This window comes from Nonomuraea purpurea (assembly GCF_042650645.1).
In the GTDB taxonomy this organism is placed as follows: domain Bacteria; phylum Actinomycetota; class Actinomycetes; order Streptosporangiales; family Streptosporangiaceae; genus Nonomuraea; species Nonomuraea purpurea.
In genome coordinates this window covers 22449-36994 of record NZ_JBHSBI010000021.1, presented here as the reverse complement: position 1 = coordinate 36994, position 14546 = coordinate 22449, and the positions used below count along the sequence as shown (strand labels likewise).

At 70.7% G+C, this 14546-nt stretch carries 13 protein-coding genes; 7 read left to right on the top strand and 6 right to left on the bottom strand.

From position 1 onward, the window contains the following. Position 1: 1 nt before the first annotated feature. A complete protein-coding gene (locus ACFOY2_RS34385; protein WP_357822364.1) occupies positions 2–1471 on the bottom strand; it encodes a histidine kinase N-terminal domain-containing protein in 1470 nt (489 codons plus the stop codon). A 497-nt stretch (positions 1472–1968) separates the two neighbouring features. Here ACFOY2_RS34385 and ACFOY2_RS34380 point away from each other — a divergent pair, with 497 nt between their 5' ends. The 6 genes from ACFOY2_RS34380 to ACFOY2_RS34355 all read left to right on the top strand — a co-directional run bounded on the left by ACFOY2_RS34380 (position 1969) and on the right by ACFOY2_RS34355 (position 7937). Further along, positions 1969–2688 carry a GntR family transcriptional regulator gene (locus ACFOY2_RS34380; protein WP_347624501.1) on the top strand — a complete coding sequence of 240 codons (720 nt, stop codon included), beginning with the start codon at positions 1969–1971 and terminating at the stop codon, positions 2686–2688. 202 nt (positions 2689–2890) lie between these two features. Continuing rightward, entirely contained in the window at positions 2891–3604 is a 714-nt protein-coding gene (gene bioD / locus ACFOY2_RS34375; RefSeq protein WP_379532278.1) for a dethiobiotin synthase, read from the top strand. Between the two features lie 65 nt (positions 3605–3669). Then, positions 3670–4830 carry a sensor histidine kinase gene (locus ACFOY2_RS34370; RefSeq protein WP_379532277.1) on the top strand — a complete coding sequence of 387 codons (1161 nt, stop codon included), beginning with the start codon at positions 3670–3672 and terminating at the stop codon, positions 4828–4830. Then, a complete protein-coding gene (locus ACFOY2_RS34365) occupies positions 4821–5477 on the top strand; it encodes a response regulator transcription factor (RefSeq protein WP_379532276.1) in 657 nt (218 codons plus the stop codon). Before ACFOY2_RS34370 ends, ACFOY2_RS34365 begins: the two co-directional genes overlap by 10 nt. After that, positions 5474–6250, top strand: a complete 777-nt coding sequence (locus ACFOY2_RS34360) for a hypothetical protein (RefSeq protein ID WP_379532275.1) — start codon at positions 5474–5476, stop codon at positions 6248–6250. The genes ACFOY2_RS34365 and ACFOY2_RS34360 overlap by 4 nt, the downstream gene beginning before the upstream one ends. A 40-nt stretch (positions 6251–6290) precedes the next feature. After that, positions 6291–7937, top strand: a complete 1647-nt coding sequence (locus ACFOY2_RS34355) for an acetolactate synthase (RefSeq protein ID WP_379532274.1) — start codon at positions 6291–6293, stop codon at positions 7935–7937. Between the two features lie 2 nt (positions 7938–7939). Here the strand turns inward: ACFOY2_RS34355 and ACFOY2_RS34350 are convergent, their stop codons facing one another. After that, a complete protein-coding gene (locus tag ACFOY2_RS34350; protein WP_379532273.1) occupies positions 7940–9544 on the bottom strand; it encodes a serine/threonine-protein kinase in 1605 nt (534 codons plus the stop codon). 243 nt (positions 9545–9787) lie between these two features. Here ACFOY2_RS34350 and ACFOY2_RS34345 point away from each other — a divergent pair, with 243 nt between their 5' ends. Further along, the gene (locus ACFOY2_RS34345) at positions 9788–10168 is read left to right on the top strand and encodes a thioesterase family protein (RefSeq protein ID WP_379532272.1); all 381 of its coding nucleotides are present in this window, start codon (positions 9788–9790) and stop codon (positions 10166–10168) included. Here the strand turns inward: ACFOY2_RS34345 and ACFOY2_RS34340 are convergent. The 4 genes from ACFOY2_RS34340 to ACFOY2_RS34325 form a co-directional block, all read right to left on the bottom strand. Beyond that, a complete protein-coding gene (locus tag ACFOY2_RS34340) occupies positions 10158–10370 on the bottom strand; it encodes a biotin/lipoyl-binding carrier protein (RefSeq protein ID WP_345389604.1) in 213 nt (70 codons plus the stop codon). The two genes, ACFOY2_RS34345 and ACFOY2_RS34340, sit on opposite strands and share 11 nt — an antisense overlap. Positions 10371–10402: 32 nt before the next feature. Further along, positions 10403–11761 carry an acetyl-CoA carboxylase biotin carboxylase subunit gene (locus tag ACFOY2_RS34335; RefSeq protein WP_379532271.1) on the bottom strand — a complete coding sequence of 453 codons (1359 nt, stop codon included), beginning with the start codon at positions 11759–11761 and terminating at the stop codon, positions 10403–10405. Between the two features lie 131 nt (positions 11762–11892). Then, complete coding sequence (locus ACFOY2_RS34330) at positions 11893–13185, bottom strand: HD-GYP domain-containing protein (protein ID WP_379532270.1); 1293 nt, start codon at positions 13183–13185, stop codon at positions 11893–11895. Continuing rightward, the gene (locus ACFOY2_RS34325) at positions 13182–14531 is read right to left on the bottom strand and encodes an HD-GYP domain-containing protein (RefSeq protein ID WP_379532269.1); all 1350 of its coding nucleotides are present in this window, start codon (positions 14529–14531) and stop codon (positions 13182–13184) included. The genes ACFOY2_RS34330 and ACFOY2_RS34325 overlap by 4 nt, the downstream gene beginning before the upstream one ends. Between the last annotated feature and the right edge of the window lie 15 nt (positions 14532–14546).

Below are 14546 nucleotides of genomic sequence, written 5' to 3'. Positions count from 1 at the left end.
CTCAGGCCGAGGGCAGCGGGATCGACAACGCCACCTCGGTGCCGCCCTCGAGGCGGGGCTGGATGGAGAGCTTGCCTGACAGCTCCCCGACCACCAGCGTACGGACGATCTGCAGCCCCAAACTGGTGGAGCTTTCGAGGTCGAAGCCGTCGGGCAGGCCGCCGCCGTCGTCCCAGACGGTGACGTTCAGCCGGTCGAGCTCGGGATCGACCACGACCTCCAGACGCTTGGGCCGGCCATGCTGCAACGCGTTCTGCAACAACTCCGTCAACGCCATGGCCAGCGGTGTGGCGATGAGCGACGGCAACACACCGAACTCCCCGACCCGCCGCGGTGTCACCGCCACCTCCGGCGACGACACCTCCCCCGCCATCGCGATCACCCGGTCGGCGATCTCGTCGAAGTCCACGAACTCCTCCGGCGCGTGAGACAGCGTCTCGTGCACGATCGCGATCGACCCGACCCGGCGTACCGCCTCCTCCAGAGCCTCCCGGCCCTCGGGCACCTGCAGCCGCCGCGCCTGCAATCTGAGCAACGCGGCGACGGTCTGGAGGTTGTTCTTGACCCGGTGGTGGATCTCGCGGATGGTGGCGTCCTTGGTCATCAGCTCGCGCTCGCGCCGCCGCAGCTCGGTCACGTCCCTGATGAGCACCAGCGCGCCGATGCGGCCGCCGCCGACGATCAGCGGAATGGCCCTGAGCTGCACGATCGTGCCGCCGGACTCGACCTCGGTCTCCTTGGCCGCACGCCCGCTGGCAACGATCATGAGGTCTTCGTTGATCGGCTCGTCGGAGTAGCACAACGTGGCGGTGACCCGGCCCAGCTCGGCGCCGACCAGATCGGCGTGCAGGCCGAGCCGGCGGTAGGCGGACAGGGCGTTCGGCGAGGCGTACGTGACGCGTCCGGCCCTGTCGAGCCTGAGCAGCCCGTCGCCGACGCGCGGCGAGCGGACCAGGATCGGCTCTTCGCCGGAGAAGGGGAAACGCCCCTCGGCCACCATCTGCGCCAGGTCGGAGGCGCTTTGCAGATAGGTCAGTTCCAGGCGCGAGGGAGTACGCGCGGAGGAGAGGTTCGTGGAGCGCTGGATCACCGCCAGGAAGCGGCCCTCGCCGTTGTCGACCGCCCGGCGCACCGGGATGGTCTCCTCCCGCACCGGGACGCCCGTCGACCAGTCGGGGTCGCCCTCACGGCAGATGCGCCGCTCGTTCCACGCGGTGTCGATGAGGTGGCGCTCGCCCTTGGCCGCCACGGTGCCGACGATGTCGTCGTGGTAGACGGTGGGCCCCGTCGTGGGGCGCATCTGGGCGATGGCGATCCAGCCGTTCTCACCCAGGAGCGGCGCCCACAGGACCAGATCGGCGAAGGACAGGTCGGCCAGCAGCTGCCAGTCGGAGACCAGCGAGTGCAGCCAGTCGAGGTCCGCCGCGTCGAGGGCGGTGTGGCGGGCTACGAGGTCGCTGAGAGTCGGCACGACTGCATCATGCGTGCTTTTCCCCGCAACATCCAAACCGACCCCCTGAATGCGCGCTGGATACGGGGGCAGAACTCAGCTCATCCCCGATGTTGCAGCGCATACGGCATCGTCTACTCGGCTGGACCTATCTCGAAATCTCATATTGTGAGAAGCGTCACACCGTCGGTCCAGGTCAGAAGCCTGGACGGGGCGGTGCGGGGTGATCCGGAGGTGATCCACACGGGCGGCGGGTCCCCGCGCGACACGGCTCGTGAACCGGCCTCGGTTGCGATCGCGCACTCTGCTGTGGATATCCTTCACAATCAACCTGAGCTGCATCAACCGGAGCCGCGCCACCCTGTGCTGCCCGGATCCGCGCGGGCCAGGAGCCGCACGCGCTGGGCAGCGCTCGGTTGCTCCGGTCCGCGGTTGACCGCTCGGGCATATGTGAGTTCCGATGATCTCGCGGTGACCAGACACGCCCTCACCGCCGTGGCAGAAGTGAAGGTGAGAGCGTGACAGACGACAGCCCCCGCGTTCCCAAGTACTACGACGTGAAACGCAGCCTGCTCGAGCTCACCAAGAGCCTGTCCCCCGGCACGGCGCTGCCGCCGGAACGCACGCTGGCCGTGCGGTTCGAGACCTCGCGCACCACGGTCAGGCAGGCGTTGACCGAACTTGTCGTGGAGGGCCGGCTGCTGCGCATCCAGGGCAAGGGCACGTTCGTGGCCCAGCCGAAGGTGGCGCAGGTGCTCCAGCTGACCTCGTACATCGGCGACCTGCGCACGGCCGGGCTGGAGCCCGACACCAAGATCCTGGAGATCGGCTACATCACCGCCGACGAGGCGCTCGCCCGCCGCCTGGCCATCAACCCCGGCGGGCGCGTGCTGCGCATCCACCGGCTCAGACTGGCCAACGGCGAGCCGGTCTCGATCGACACGACCCACCTGTCGGCGCGGCGCTTCCCGCGCCTGCGGCGCGAGCTGGAAGTGCACGCGTCGCTGTACGAGACGCTGCACAACGCCTACAACGTGCGGCTCACGGACGCCGAGGAGATCATCGAGACCGTGCTGGCCACCCCCTACGACGCCAAGGCCCTGGGCGTCGACGTCGGCCTGCCGATGCTCCTGCTCACGCGGCACGCGTTCGACGCCGACGGCAACCCGGTCGAGTGGGCGCAATCCCTCTACCGAGGCGACCGCTATAAGTTCGTCACCCGGCTGCGCCGTCCCTGAAAGATCCCTGCTCGATTGAAAGACCCCCGCTCGCCGACGTGTGTCCTGTTTGAAAGACCATCCTGTACGGCACGGCCAGGTTGCCCGGACTCGCCGACGTGGGCGCGCGACCTTCGAGCGCCGGTCGTGAACGCTCACGTGGCACTCGCCGTTACGAGCGCCATGTGGGCCGTGTTCTTCGCTGACTTCTAGGCTGAGAGACATGAGCGTCCTCGTCGTGACCGGCACCGACACGGGTGTGGGTAAAACCGTCGTGACCGCCGCCCTGGCCGCGCTGGCGAAGGAGCGGGGGGCTTCTGTCGCCGTGGTCAAGCCCGCCCAGACCGGTGTGCCCGCCGGCGCGCCCGGTGACGTCGACGAGGTGATCCGGCTGTCCGGGGTCGGCACCACGTTCGAGTTGGCCCGCTTCTCCGATCCCCTGTCGCCCGCCGCCGCGGCCCGGGTCGCCGGCCTGCCGCCCGTGTCGCTGGCCGCCTGCGCGACCCTGGTGCGGGAGCTGGCGGAGAGCAGCAGGCTCGTGGTCGTGGAGGGCACAGGAGGGCTGCTCGTCCGCTACGACGAGGACGGCGCCACCATCGCCGACCTGGCCAGGTCGCTGGGGGCACAGGTGCTCGTCGTGACCGGCGTCGGCGGCGGCACGGTCAACCAGGCCGCGCTCACCCTGGAAGTCCTTGCCCACCGCGGGCTCGACCTGGCGGGGCTGGTCATCGGCCGCTGGCCGGACGCGCCGGGGGTCGCCGAGCGCAGCGACGTGGCCGACCTGGAGATGCTGGCCGCGCGGCCGCTCGCCGGCGCGCTGCACGACGGGGCGGGCCGCCTCGACCGGGCGGCGTTCGTCGCGGCGGCGCGCTGCGGACTGGGCACGGCGCTGGGCGGCGGATTCGACCCCGCGCCCTTTCGCGCGGGGTGGGGCTAACCCCACCTCCCACCAGCACACCAGGCCCATTTCGCGGACCCCGTCCGGCTCAATACCGTTGAGGAATGAAAGTCCCCCGTCCGTGGTCGGCTCGGGCCTGGCTCGACACGGCGCACGTGATGATCGGTCTGCCGGTCGGCGTGGTGCTCGGCGGGCTGACGGTCGCCGCGATCGCGGTCCCGCCGCTGTTGCGGCGCGGCATGCCGTGGTTCACCAGGATCCAGCGCTCCCGGTTCGAGGCGTTCCTCGGCGTGCGCATCCCGCCGGTGAACTCACCGAGCGAGCTGCGCAGCCGGGCCACCTGGCGGCAGATCGGCTACCACCTGCTGTCGCCGTTCGTGAGCCTGGCGGCCGCGCTGCTGGTGGCGCTGACGTGGAGCAGCGCGGTCGTGGGGCTGCTGTCGTTTCTGCCGCCGCGCTTCCAACGGCCGCCGCTGGAGTTCCTGTTCGATCTCAGAGACGGCAAGGTCGTGGCGGCCTTCATGGCGCTGGGGCTCGCGCTGGTGCTGCTGGCGCCGCTGCTGGCCAGGGGCATGGCCGCGCTGGACCTGTCGGTGGCGCGCACGCTGCTCGGGCCCAGCCGTTCCGAGCTGGGCCAGCGGATCGAGACGCTGACCGAGAGCAGGGCGGGCGTGATCGACGCGGCTGACGCCGAGCGCCGCAGGATCGAGCGCGACCTGCACGACGGCGCGCAACAGCGGCTCGTCTCCCTCGCCATGAACCTCGGCCTAGCCAGGGCCACCCTGACCGACCTGCCCGAGCCGGCCCGCGAGGCCATCGTGCGGGCGCACGAGGAGGCCAAGCAGGCGCTCAAGGAGCTGCGTGACTTCGTCAGAGGGCTGCACCCGGCCGTGCTCAACGACCAGGGCCTGGACGCGGCGCTGTCCGGCATCGCCGCCCGCGCCCCCTTCCCCGTCAAACTCCGCGTCGACATCGAACGGCGTACCACTCCGACCATCGAGGCGGTGGCCTTCTTCATCGTGTCAGAAGCACTGACCAACATCGCCAAGCACGCCGCGGCGACCAAGGCCGAGGTGAGCGTGCGGCGCGAGCGCGACCGCCTGCACCTGTCCGTCTACGACGACGGCTGCGGCGGCGCCGGGATGCACCGCGGCACCGGGCTGCGCGGCCTGGCCCAGCGCATCGACGCGGTGGACGGGTCCCTGCGGCTGTCCAGTCCACTGGGCGGCCCGACGACGATCGAGGTGGAACTGCCGTGCGAGTAGTGCTGGCCGAGGACTCCGTCCTGCTGCGCGAGGGCCTGATCCGGCTGCTCGACGCCTCAGGCATGGAGGTGGTGGCGGCCGTGGACGAGGCGGAGGGCCTGCTGCGGGCAGCCGAGGAGCACCGGCCCGAGCTGGTGATCACGGACGTCAGGATGCCGCCCACGCACACCGACGAGGGCCTGCGGGCCGCGCTCGTGCTGCGCCGCCAGCAGCCGGACCTGGCCGTGCTTGTGCTCTCGCAGTACGTCGAGGAGCGCTACGCCGCCCAACTCCTCGCCTCCGCGGCGGCGGGCGGGGTCGGCTACCTGCTCAAGGACCGGGTCGCGGACGTGGCGGAGTTCATCGACGCGCTGCGCAGGGTCGCCTCGGGCGGCACCGCGCTCGACCCGGAGGTCGTCGCCCAGCTCCTGCTGCGCGGCAACAGCGACCCGCTCGAACGCCTGACACCGCGGGAGCACGAGGTGCTCAAGCTGATGGCCGAGGGCCGCTCCAACGCCGGCATCGGCCAGGCCCTGGTGCTCAGCGAGGGCGCGGTGGGCAAGCACATCGGCAACATCTTCGCCAAGCTCGACCTGTCACCGGCGGAGGGCGACCACCGGCGCGTGCTGGCCGTCCTGCAGTTCCTCAAGATCAGGAGCCTGCCGTGAGGGCGGCGTGGCTGACCGCGGGAGTGATGGCGACCGTGATCGGGCTGACGCTGTCCACGGCGCTGATCTGGGTGGGCTTCGCCCACGCCAGAACGCCGTCGGCCTTCTCCGAAAGGTCCATCCCGTTCACGCAGGACGAGATCAGGATCAAGGTCGCCAAGGGCCAGGTGAACGTGCACATCCTGCCGGGCGAGGCCGGGGAGCTGCTCGTCAACAGACGGCTGCGCTGGTCCGGCCAGCGGCCCGACGTCTCCGACGTCTGGGACACCGCCACCAGGACGCTGCGGCTGGAGGCGGTCTGCCCCGGCTACGACCAGCCGGAAGGCCCCATCTGCCAGGCCGACTACATGCTGTTCCTGCCGCCGGAGACCGACGTCGACGCCAGCACAACGGTCGGCGACCTGAATATCCACGGCATGTTCGGCGACGTGCGCCTGAGCTCCGTGTCCGGCACCATCAACGCCCAGCGCGTCTCCGGCGACGTGTGGGCCAAGAGCGGCTCGGGCCTCATCCAGGCCGTCCTGCTCAAGGGCGACAGGGCCGACCTGGAGATCGGCTCCGGCGACGTGTACGCGAGCTTCGAAGACCTACCCTCGAACGTCAGGGCGGTCGTCAGAACCACGGGCGACGTCACCGTGATCCTGCCTGAGGGCGCCTACGACGTGACCACCGAGGCCGCCCGTACCTCCCTCGACGTCGTCAAGGCCCCGGGCGCTCCCAGGAAGGTCACCGCGAAGGCGCCGAACGGCACCGTCAGGGTGTGCTGCGACTGAAGGTCTGTTTACTCTTGTGACTGGTTGGTAAGTTCCCGGCATGGAGTCTGCGAAGCACGCCGGTGACGCCGCCGTCGCCGTGTCCAAGGCCTATGGCGTCGAAACCATGTTCACCCTGTCAGGCGGGCACGTCTTCCCGCTGTACGACGGCGCGGTGCACGAGGAGATGCGCATCCTCGACGTACGCCACGAGCAGAGCGCGGTCTTCGCCGCCGAGGCGACGGCCAGGCTGACCAGGAAACCGGGTCTGGCCGTGCTGACCGCCGGGCCCGGCATCACCAACGGCGTCAGCGGCGTGGCGACCGCCCACTTCAACGGCTCCCCCGTGGTCGTCATGGGCGGCCGCGCGCCCCAGTCGCGCTGGGGCAGCGGCGCCCTGCAGGAGATGGACCACCCGCCCCTGCTCGACCCGATCACCAAGCTCTCGTTCACCGCGAGCGACGCCGAGTCGATCGGCCAGGACGTCGAGGTGGCCTTCCGCACGGCGATCGCGCCCCACCGAGGCCCGGTGTTCCTCGACTTCTACATGGACCACCTGTTCTCCCCGTCGCCCACGCACCTCGCCCGGACGCAGACGCCCTCACCCCTTGAGCCCGACCCCGACGACCTGGCCGGCATCGCGCGGTTGCTGGCCGAGGCGGAGCGGCCCGTGCTGGTGTACGGCTCCGACGTGTGGATGGACCGCGCCGAGGAGGCCGCCCGCGACTTCGCCGAGACCTGGCGACTGCCGGTCATCCCCAACGGCCAGGGCCGCGGCATCCTGCCCTCGGGCCACGAGCTGCTCGTCACCCGCGCCCGCGGCCTCGCCTTCGCCCAGGCCGACCTGGTGATCGTGGTCGGCACGCCGCTCGACTTCCGCCTGGGTTACGGCTGGTTCGGCGGCAAGGACGGCGCTCCGCTGGCCCGCGTCGTGCACATCGCCGACGCGCCGTCGCAGCTGGCCACCCACATGCAGCCGGCCGCCTCCGCCGCGGGCGACCTGTCGGTGGTCTTCTGGAGCCTGTCCACGGCCTGCGGCGAGGCCGGGGTCAAGCCCAGCTCCTACGCCTCCTGGGTGTCGAAGTTGTCGGAGGCGGCCGCCGCGGCCATCGCCGGCGACGCCGAACTGCTCGCCTCCGAGGCCGACCCGATCCACCCGATGCGCGTCTACGGCGAGCTGGGCAAAGTGCTGGCCGACGACGCCGTGGTGATCGGCGACGGCGGCGACTTCGTCTCCTACGCGGGCAAGTACGTCGAGCCGAAGCAGCCGGGCAACTGGCTCGACCCCGGCCCGTACGGCTGCCTGGGCACCGGCCTCGGCTACTCCATCGCCGCCCGCCTGGCCAGGCCGTCCTCGCAGGTGGTGCTGCTGCTCGGCGACGGCGCCGCCGGCTTCTCGCTGATGGACGTCGACACCCTCGTCCGCCACAAGCTCCCCGTCGTCATGATCTGCGGCAACAACGGCATGTGGGGCCTGGAGAAGCACCCCATGCAGCTCCTGTACGGCTACGACGTGGCCGCGGAGCTGCAGCCGCAGTGCCGCTACGACCAGGTCGTGACCGCGCTCGGCGGAGGCGGCGAGCTGGTCACCAAGCCGTCGGAGATCGGCCCCGCACTGCGCAGGGCCTTCGACTCCGGCATCCCCTACCTGGTCAACATCGCGACCGACCCCCAGGTCGCCTACCCCCGCAACACGACGGGGGTGTGAGCTTACGGCTTCGGCGTGGGGGTCGGGGTGGGCGTCGGCACGTCCTCGGGGCAGACGCCGTCGATGATGATCAACTTGATGGTCTTGCCCTCTTCCACGGACTTGTTGGGGCCGGGCACCGTCGCCCTGATCTTGCCGCAGCGCATGCCGTTGGACGAGGCGGTGTTGTCCTCGAGCATCGACTGCAGTCCTGCCGCCAAGATCCGCTCCTCGCCCGCGATGGTGCCCATCCCAAGGACGTTGGGCACGAGCACCTTCTTGACCGTCGAGGAGGGGGTGGCCGTCGGGTTCTTGGTCGGCGTCTTGGTGACCGAGGGAGAGACCGTGGGCGAAGGGGTCTCCTCCGGGATCTCCTCCTCTTCGGTCTCGGCGGGCTGCGGCCTCGTGACCGTCGGCTTGGGTTCTTCCTTCGTCGGCTCCGGCGTGGGCGTCCTGATCTTCCTCGGCGGCTTGGGGCTCTTGGACTCACTCGTCTCGTTACCGGCAGGGCTGGTGGTGGCCTCTGGCGGCGTGCCGGTGGTCATGCCGGTCAGGGCGACCGCGCCCGCGCCCGCACCGAGCACCACCGCGAGGGCGACGCCCGCGATCAGCCCGGTCCTGCGCGGGGCCTTCGCCGCGCGCCGGCTCCCGCGCCGCTCCGTGGTCGGGGCTTCCTCCTGGGCCATCTGCGCGCCGGTCTGGTAGGCGTACTGCCCGCCGCCCTGAGGCGACGTCTGCTGCTGGTGCTGGTACGCCTCGGGTGGCGGCGCCATCTGGGCCCCGGTGGCCGGTGCCTCGGGAACGGCGGTCGCCTGCCCGCTGGCGGCCGCGCGCGCCGCCTCGCTCATGGCCTTGGCCGTCGGGTAACGCCGGGCCGGATCCTTCGACAGGGCGACCTCGACCAGCGTGCGGACCGCCGGAGGGATCTCGGCGGGCAGCGGCGGCGGCGCCTCCCTGATGTGCTTGAGCGCGATCGTGACCGCGCTGTCGCCGTCGAACGGCCGCTGGCCGACCAGGCACTCGTAGGCGACCACGCCGAGCGCGTAGATGTCGACCGCCGGCGTGACGGGAGCGCCCTCGGCCTGCTCCGGGGCGCAGTAGGCAGCCGTGCCGAGCACCATGCCGGCGTCGGTGAGCCGGTTGGCCAGGTCGGAGCGGGCGATGCCGAAGTCGGTCAGCACCAGCGTGCCGTCGCGCTGCACCAGCAGGTTGCCCGGCTTGACGTCGCGGTGGACGATGCCCTGGTCGTGCACCGCCTGCAACGCGGAGGCCGCCTGCGCGATCAGCTCCATCGCCGACTGCGGCTGGATGCGGCCCAGCCTGGCAAGCAGTCGGTCGAGCGGCTCGCCGTCGACGAACTTCATCACCAAATAGACAGTGTCGCCGCTGACGCCGTAATCGTAGACGTCGACCACGCCTGAGTGGTTGATCGTGGCCATCGCCCGCGCCTCCCCCTGGAAGCGGGCGACGAAGCCAGGATCCTCCATTCGGCCCGGGAGCAGCACCTTCACGGCGACGGTGCGGGCCAGGACGATGTCCTCGCCGCGCCACACCTCGCCCATGCCGCCGGCGCCGATGCGGGTATCCAGCCGATACCGCCCCGCCAGCGTCGTCCCTTGGGCCACCATGACTCCCCCGTTACCCCCCTACCTCTGTAACCTCTCCCACCCCGCGGAACTCCAACAAAGCGAAGTTTTGTCGCGGTCAGGTAACACAGTGGTCACGGAACTCAGAGAGTGTACGACTCACCTGTCCCACATGCCACTCAAATGCTTTAAGCCGTACAAACCCTATCCTGCGGCCTTATGCCCACACTTGTCCGCGTTTCCCGGGAAGTCAGTGGCCCCTGTCACATCAGTAGGCTTGGCTCCATGACGCTCGCTCCAGGTCTGCGCTCCACGCTGCTCATCATGGTCGAGATGGAGGACACCGCCAAGAAGATCGGCAGCGGCGACGTACCGGTGCTCGCCACGCCGCGACTGCTCGCCCTGGCCGAGGCCGCGACCGTGCGCGCCGTCGAGCACCACCTGCGGCCGAACGAGACGTCCGTGGGCACCAGGGTCGAGCTGGAGCATCTGGCCGCCAGCCCCCTCGGGACGCACGTGCAGATCGGCGTCGAACTCACCGAGGTCGACGGGCGGCGGCTGGTCTTCGCTTTCGAGGCCCACGACAGGCATGCCGTCGTGGGCCGGGGCACGATCGAGCGGGTGGTCGTCGACCGCGCCAAGTTTCTGGCCCGCGCTACTCGATGACGGCGATCAGGTCGCCTTCCTGGATCACGTCGCCCTCAGCCACCTTGAGCTGCGCCACCACACCGTCATCCTCGGCGATCACCGGGATTTCCATCTTCATCGACTCGAGGATGACCAGAGTGTCTCCGTCGGAGACGGTGTCGCCCTCTTTGACGACGACCTTCCACACGTTGGCCACCATCTCGGCGCGTACCTCAGCCACCGGGACTCCCCTCTTTCTCAGATGTTCTCACCCTAGGCGCGCATCCGCGCGACCAGGCCCGTGTCGTAGTCGCCGGTGACGAACTCCGCGTTCTCCAGCAGCTCTGCACAGAATGGCAGGTTGTTCTTCGGCCCCTCGACGATGAACGCCGCCACCGCCTTGCGCCCCTTCTCCAGCGCGTCGGCCCTGCTGTCGCCGTGGACGCACAGCTTGGCCATCAGCGGGTCGTAGAACGGCGTGACGGTGTTGCCCGCCTCGTAGCCGGAGTCGACGCGCACGCCTTCGCCCGTCGGCTCGTCCCACGTCACGACCTTGCCGGGGCCGGGGAAGAAGCGTTTGGGGTCCTCGGCGTACACCCGGAACTCGATCGCGTGCCCGGCGCTCACCGGCCGCACCTCGGGGCTCTCGCCCGCGGCCACGCGCAGCTGCAGCTCCACCAGGTCGAGCCCGGTGACCAGCTCGGTGACCGGGTGCTCCACCTGCAGCCTGGTGTTCATCTCCAGGAACACGAAGTCCTGCTTGTCGGCGTCGACCAGGCACTCGACGGTGCCGGCGCCCAGGTAGCCGACGGCCTCACCGGCCCGCACCGCCGCGGCCAGCATGCGCTCGCGCAGCTCGGGCGTGATGCCGGGGGACGGAGACTCCTCGACGACCTTCTGGTGGCGCCGCTGCACCGAGCAGTCGCGCTCGCCGAGCGCCACCACGCGGCCGTCCGGCAGGCCGAGGATCTGCACCTCGACGTGGCGGGCCCGCTCGATGTAGCGCTCGAGCAGCACGGCGGGACCGGCCAGCGCGTCTCCCGCGGTGAACCTGGCCGCCGCCCGAGCGGCCTGCTCGAACGCCTTGGCCAGGCCCTCGTCGTCGTGGGCCACGCTCATGCCGATGCCACCGCCGCCGCCCGCGGTCTTGACCATGACCGGATAGCCGATGGACTCGGCGGCCTTCAGCGCCTGCGACAGGTCGGTGACCGGCTCGCGGGTGCCCGCGGCGACCGGCACGCCGGCGGCCTCCATCAGGTTCCTGGCGTTGATCTTGTCGCCCATCGTGTCGATGGACTCGGGCGCGGGGCCGATCCACACCATGCCGGCGTCGATCACCGCCCTGGCGAACGCGGAGTTCTCCGACAGGAAGCCGTAGCCGGGGTGCACCGCCTTCGCGCCGGTCGCGCGGGCCGCCTCAAGCACCTTGTCGGTGTCGAGGTAGCTCTGCGCCGGGTTGGCGGGCCCGATCAGCACGGCCTCGTCGGCCTCGCGGACGAACGGCAGGTCGGCGTCGGCCTCCGAGTGCACGGCGATGGCACGCAGGCCCATCCGCTTGACCGTGCGGATGACCCGCCGCGCGATCTCCCCTCGGTTGGCGACCAGAACGGGTCCGAGCGTCTCAGTAAGCACCCGCCCACCCTATGGCCGCCACCGCCCTGACCCCTTTCCCCCTAAACCACCGATCCAAGGAGCCTGATCTGTAGGAACCCCACAATTGTGAGCGGCCGGAAACGCGACGAGCCCGCAGCGGACTTGTACACCTAGACGCGTCCGCGGTCGATCACGCGGGCCAGCGCCTCGATCGCATGGGGATCGTAGGCGCTGCCGGAGGACAGACGGACGCGTTCGAGCGCCGCCCCCGCCCTGTCGCGGTCGGTCGAGGGCCCCACGAGGTCGTCGTAGGCGTTGGCGACCCTGATGATGCGGCTCGACAGCGGCGGGTCGTCGCTGATCGGATCGCACTGCCGGCTGACCACGTCGGCCACCCGGTCGAGCACCCCGGTCTGCCTGATCACCTCGGCGCCCAGCTCGGCGATGCGGCGGGCCTGCTCGGGCTCGGTCAGCACGGTCGCGCCGCCGGGGATCGGGTCGCGCAGCGAGAGCTGGCCGATGTCGTGCATCAACGCGGCGTACTCGAGTTCGAGCAGCTCGGGCTCGGCCATGCCCAGCTCTCTGCCGATGGCCACGGCCAGGCGGCTGACCCGGCGCGAGTGGCCGGGCTCGACGTAGCCGCCGACCTCCGTGACCCGCGACAGGGCACGCACGGTCTGCAGGTAGGTCGCGCGGATGCCCGCGTACTTGCGGAAGGCCACCTGCGTGACCAGCAGCGGCGCGGCGAACACCAGCAGCGCGACCAGGTCCATGCTGTGTGTGGCCAGCGCGAGCAGCACCCCGGACGAGGCCACGGCCGCGCCCAGCGGGAAGGCCATGTTGATCTCGTCGCGCACCGCCACCCTGAACGCCGTGCGCACCTGCTCGGCCCGCAGCAGCGCGGCGATCAGCACGTCGATGAGCAGGGTGATCGCGATGAGCGTGACCATCGCCACGAGCGCGGGCCACCAGGTGCTCGTCGGCGGCTTGGTCATCTCGTAGAGCGGATCGGCCAGCGGGCGGAAGGCGAAGGCCAACAGCGCGCCGGTGAGCAGCCGCCTGGCCATCGCGTCGAGACGCGGCGGGCGGCCCACCGCCAGATGCGGCAGCGCCCCCGCCATCATGCCGACCGCGATCACCGCCACGACCTGCAGCGCGGAGTGGCGCAGCGGGTTCTGGCTGAGGTCGAGCAGCAGCGTGTAGCCGAGCGCCGCGGCGGCGCCGATGGGCGCCACCTCCCTGTTGCCCGGCATGGTCAGCCTGGCCAGTTCGCCGACCGCGATCAGCGCCCCGAACCCGAGCGCGATCTCCGGCCGGTCGAGCCCGACGGCGGCGGTGTGGGCGACGCCCGCGATGGCGACCAGCCCCGCCGCGCCGATGAGCAGGAGCTGCCCGGAGTCGAGCCGGCGCAGGACGGTGTTGAACGAGCGCTCGGTGCTTCTGGCGCGTTCTGTGGTGATCATGGCCCGGTCACGACCTCGATGGGCATGGTCGGGTCGTCGTGGTCCTTGATCGGGGTCTCGTCGGGCGGCGGCGAGTCGACCCGGCGCGGCGGCTGCCACGGTTCGCGGTCGAGGGCGCGGATGAAGGCCGCGACCATGACGGGGTCGAAGTGGGTGCCGGCGCTCTTGCGCAGCTCTTCGACGGCCACTCCGACCGGCCTGGCGCCTCGGTAGGAGCGGTCGGAGGTCATCGAGTCGAACGCGTCGGCCACCGCGATGACCTTCGCGAACTCGGGGATCTCGTCACCGGCCAGCCCCATCGGGTAGCCGGTGCCGTCGTGGCGTTCGTGGTGGTGCATGATCCCGGCGTACGCCTCGTCGAGGAAGCCGATGCCGCGCACGATCTCCAGCCCGCGCATCGGATGGAGCTGGATGGCGGCGAACTCCTCCTCGGTCAGCGGCCCGTCCTTCTGCAGCACCTTGGTCGGCACGCCGAGCTTGCCCACGTCGTGGAGCATGCCGGCGTAGCGGATGGCCCGTACCCGTTCTGTGCCCATGCCGATCTCCTGCGCGATCATGGAGGAGGCGAGCGAGACGCGCGTGCAGTGGCCCCTGGTGTAGTAGTCCTTGGTCTCCACGGCCTGGCAGAGCGCGGCGATCGTGGCGTCGTACGAGCGCTGCTGCGCGTGGTATTGCCCGAACGCCCACCGGGCCACGAACAGCGGCAGCAGCACCAGCACCGCCGAGATCGACTGCACGGTCGCCCACAGCCCCGCCACCAGCAGCCCGAACGTGCCGTAACCCAGATAGGACAGCAGGAACTGCGCCATGGCGCGCATCGGCACCTCGGTGGCCCGCACGTCGGTGGCCAGCCCGATCATGGTCAGCGTGAGCGCGATGTTGAGCGGCACGAACACCGCCGTGGCCGCGGCGTAGGGGCCGATGAGGTCGTCGAAGGCGTTGACCTGCGGCACCCCGACCCTGCCCTCGAGCGCCTGGTAAACCCACCCGGCCACGTAGCCGCACACGGCGAACTGGGCGCCGTTGAACAGCCGCTTGACCAGCGGCAGCCCCGGACGCACGCTCACCACCGCGGTGAGCCCCACGAGCGCCGCGCCGTCGGGGCCGAGCAGCACCACGGCCGCGAGCGAGGCCGAGAAGCTCACCGACACCGCGAACTGCTCCACGTTGAGCAGCGTCGGCATCGACTCGCACACCAAAAACAGCAGCGCGAGCACCAGCAGGACGTCCAGGTCCTCCGGGGCCACGGGCGCGCCGGAGGTGATCGTGCTCCGTACGAGAAGAGCGGCCGCCGCCACGATCACGGCGACCAGATAGACCCTTGCGGGCCACGGCAGATCACGCATTGCGGCCCCCTACGG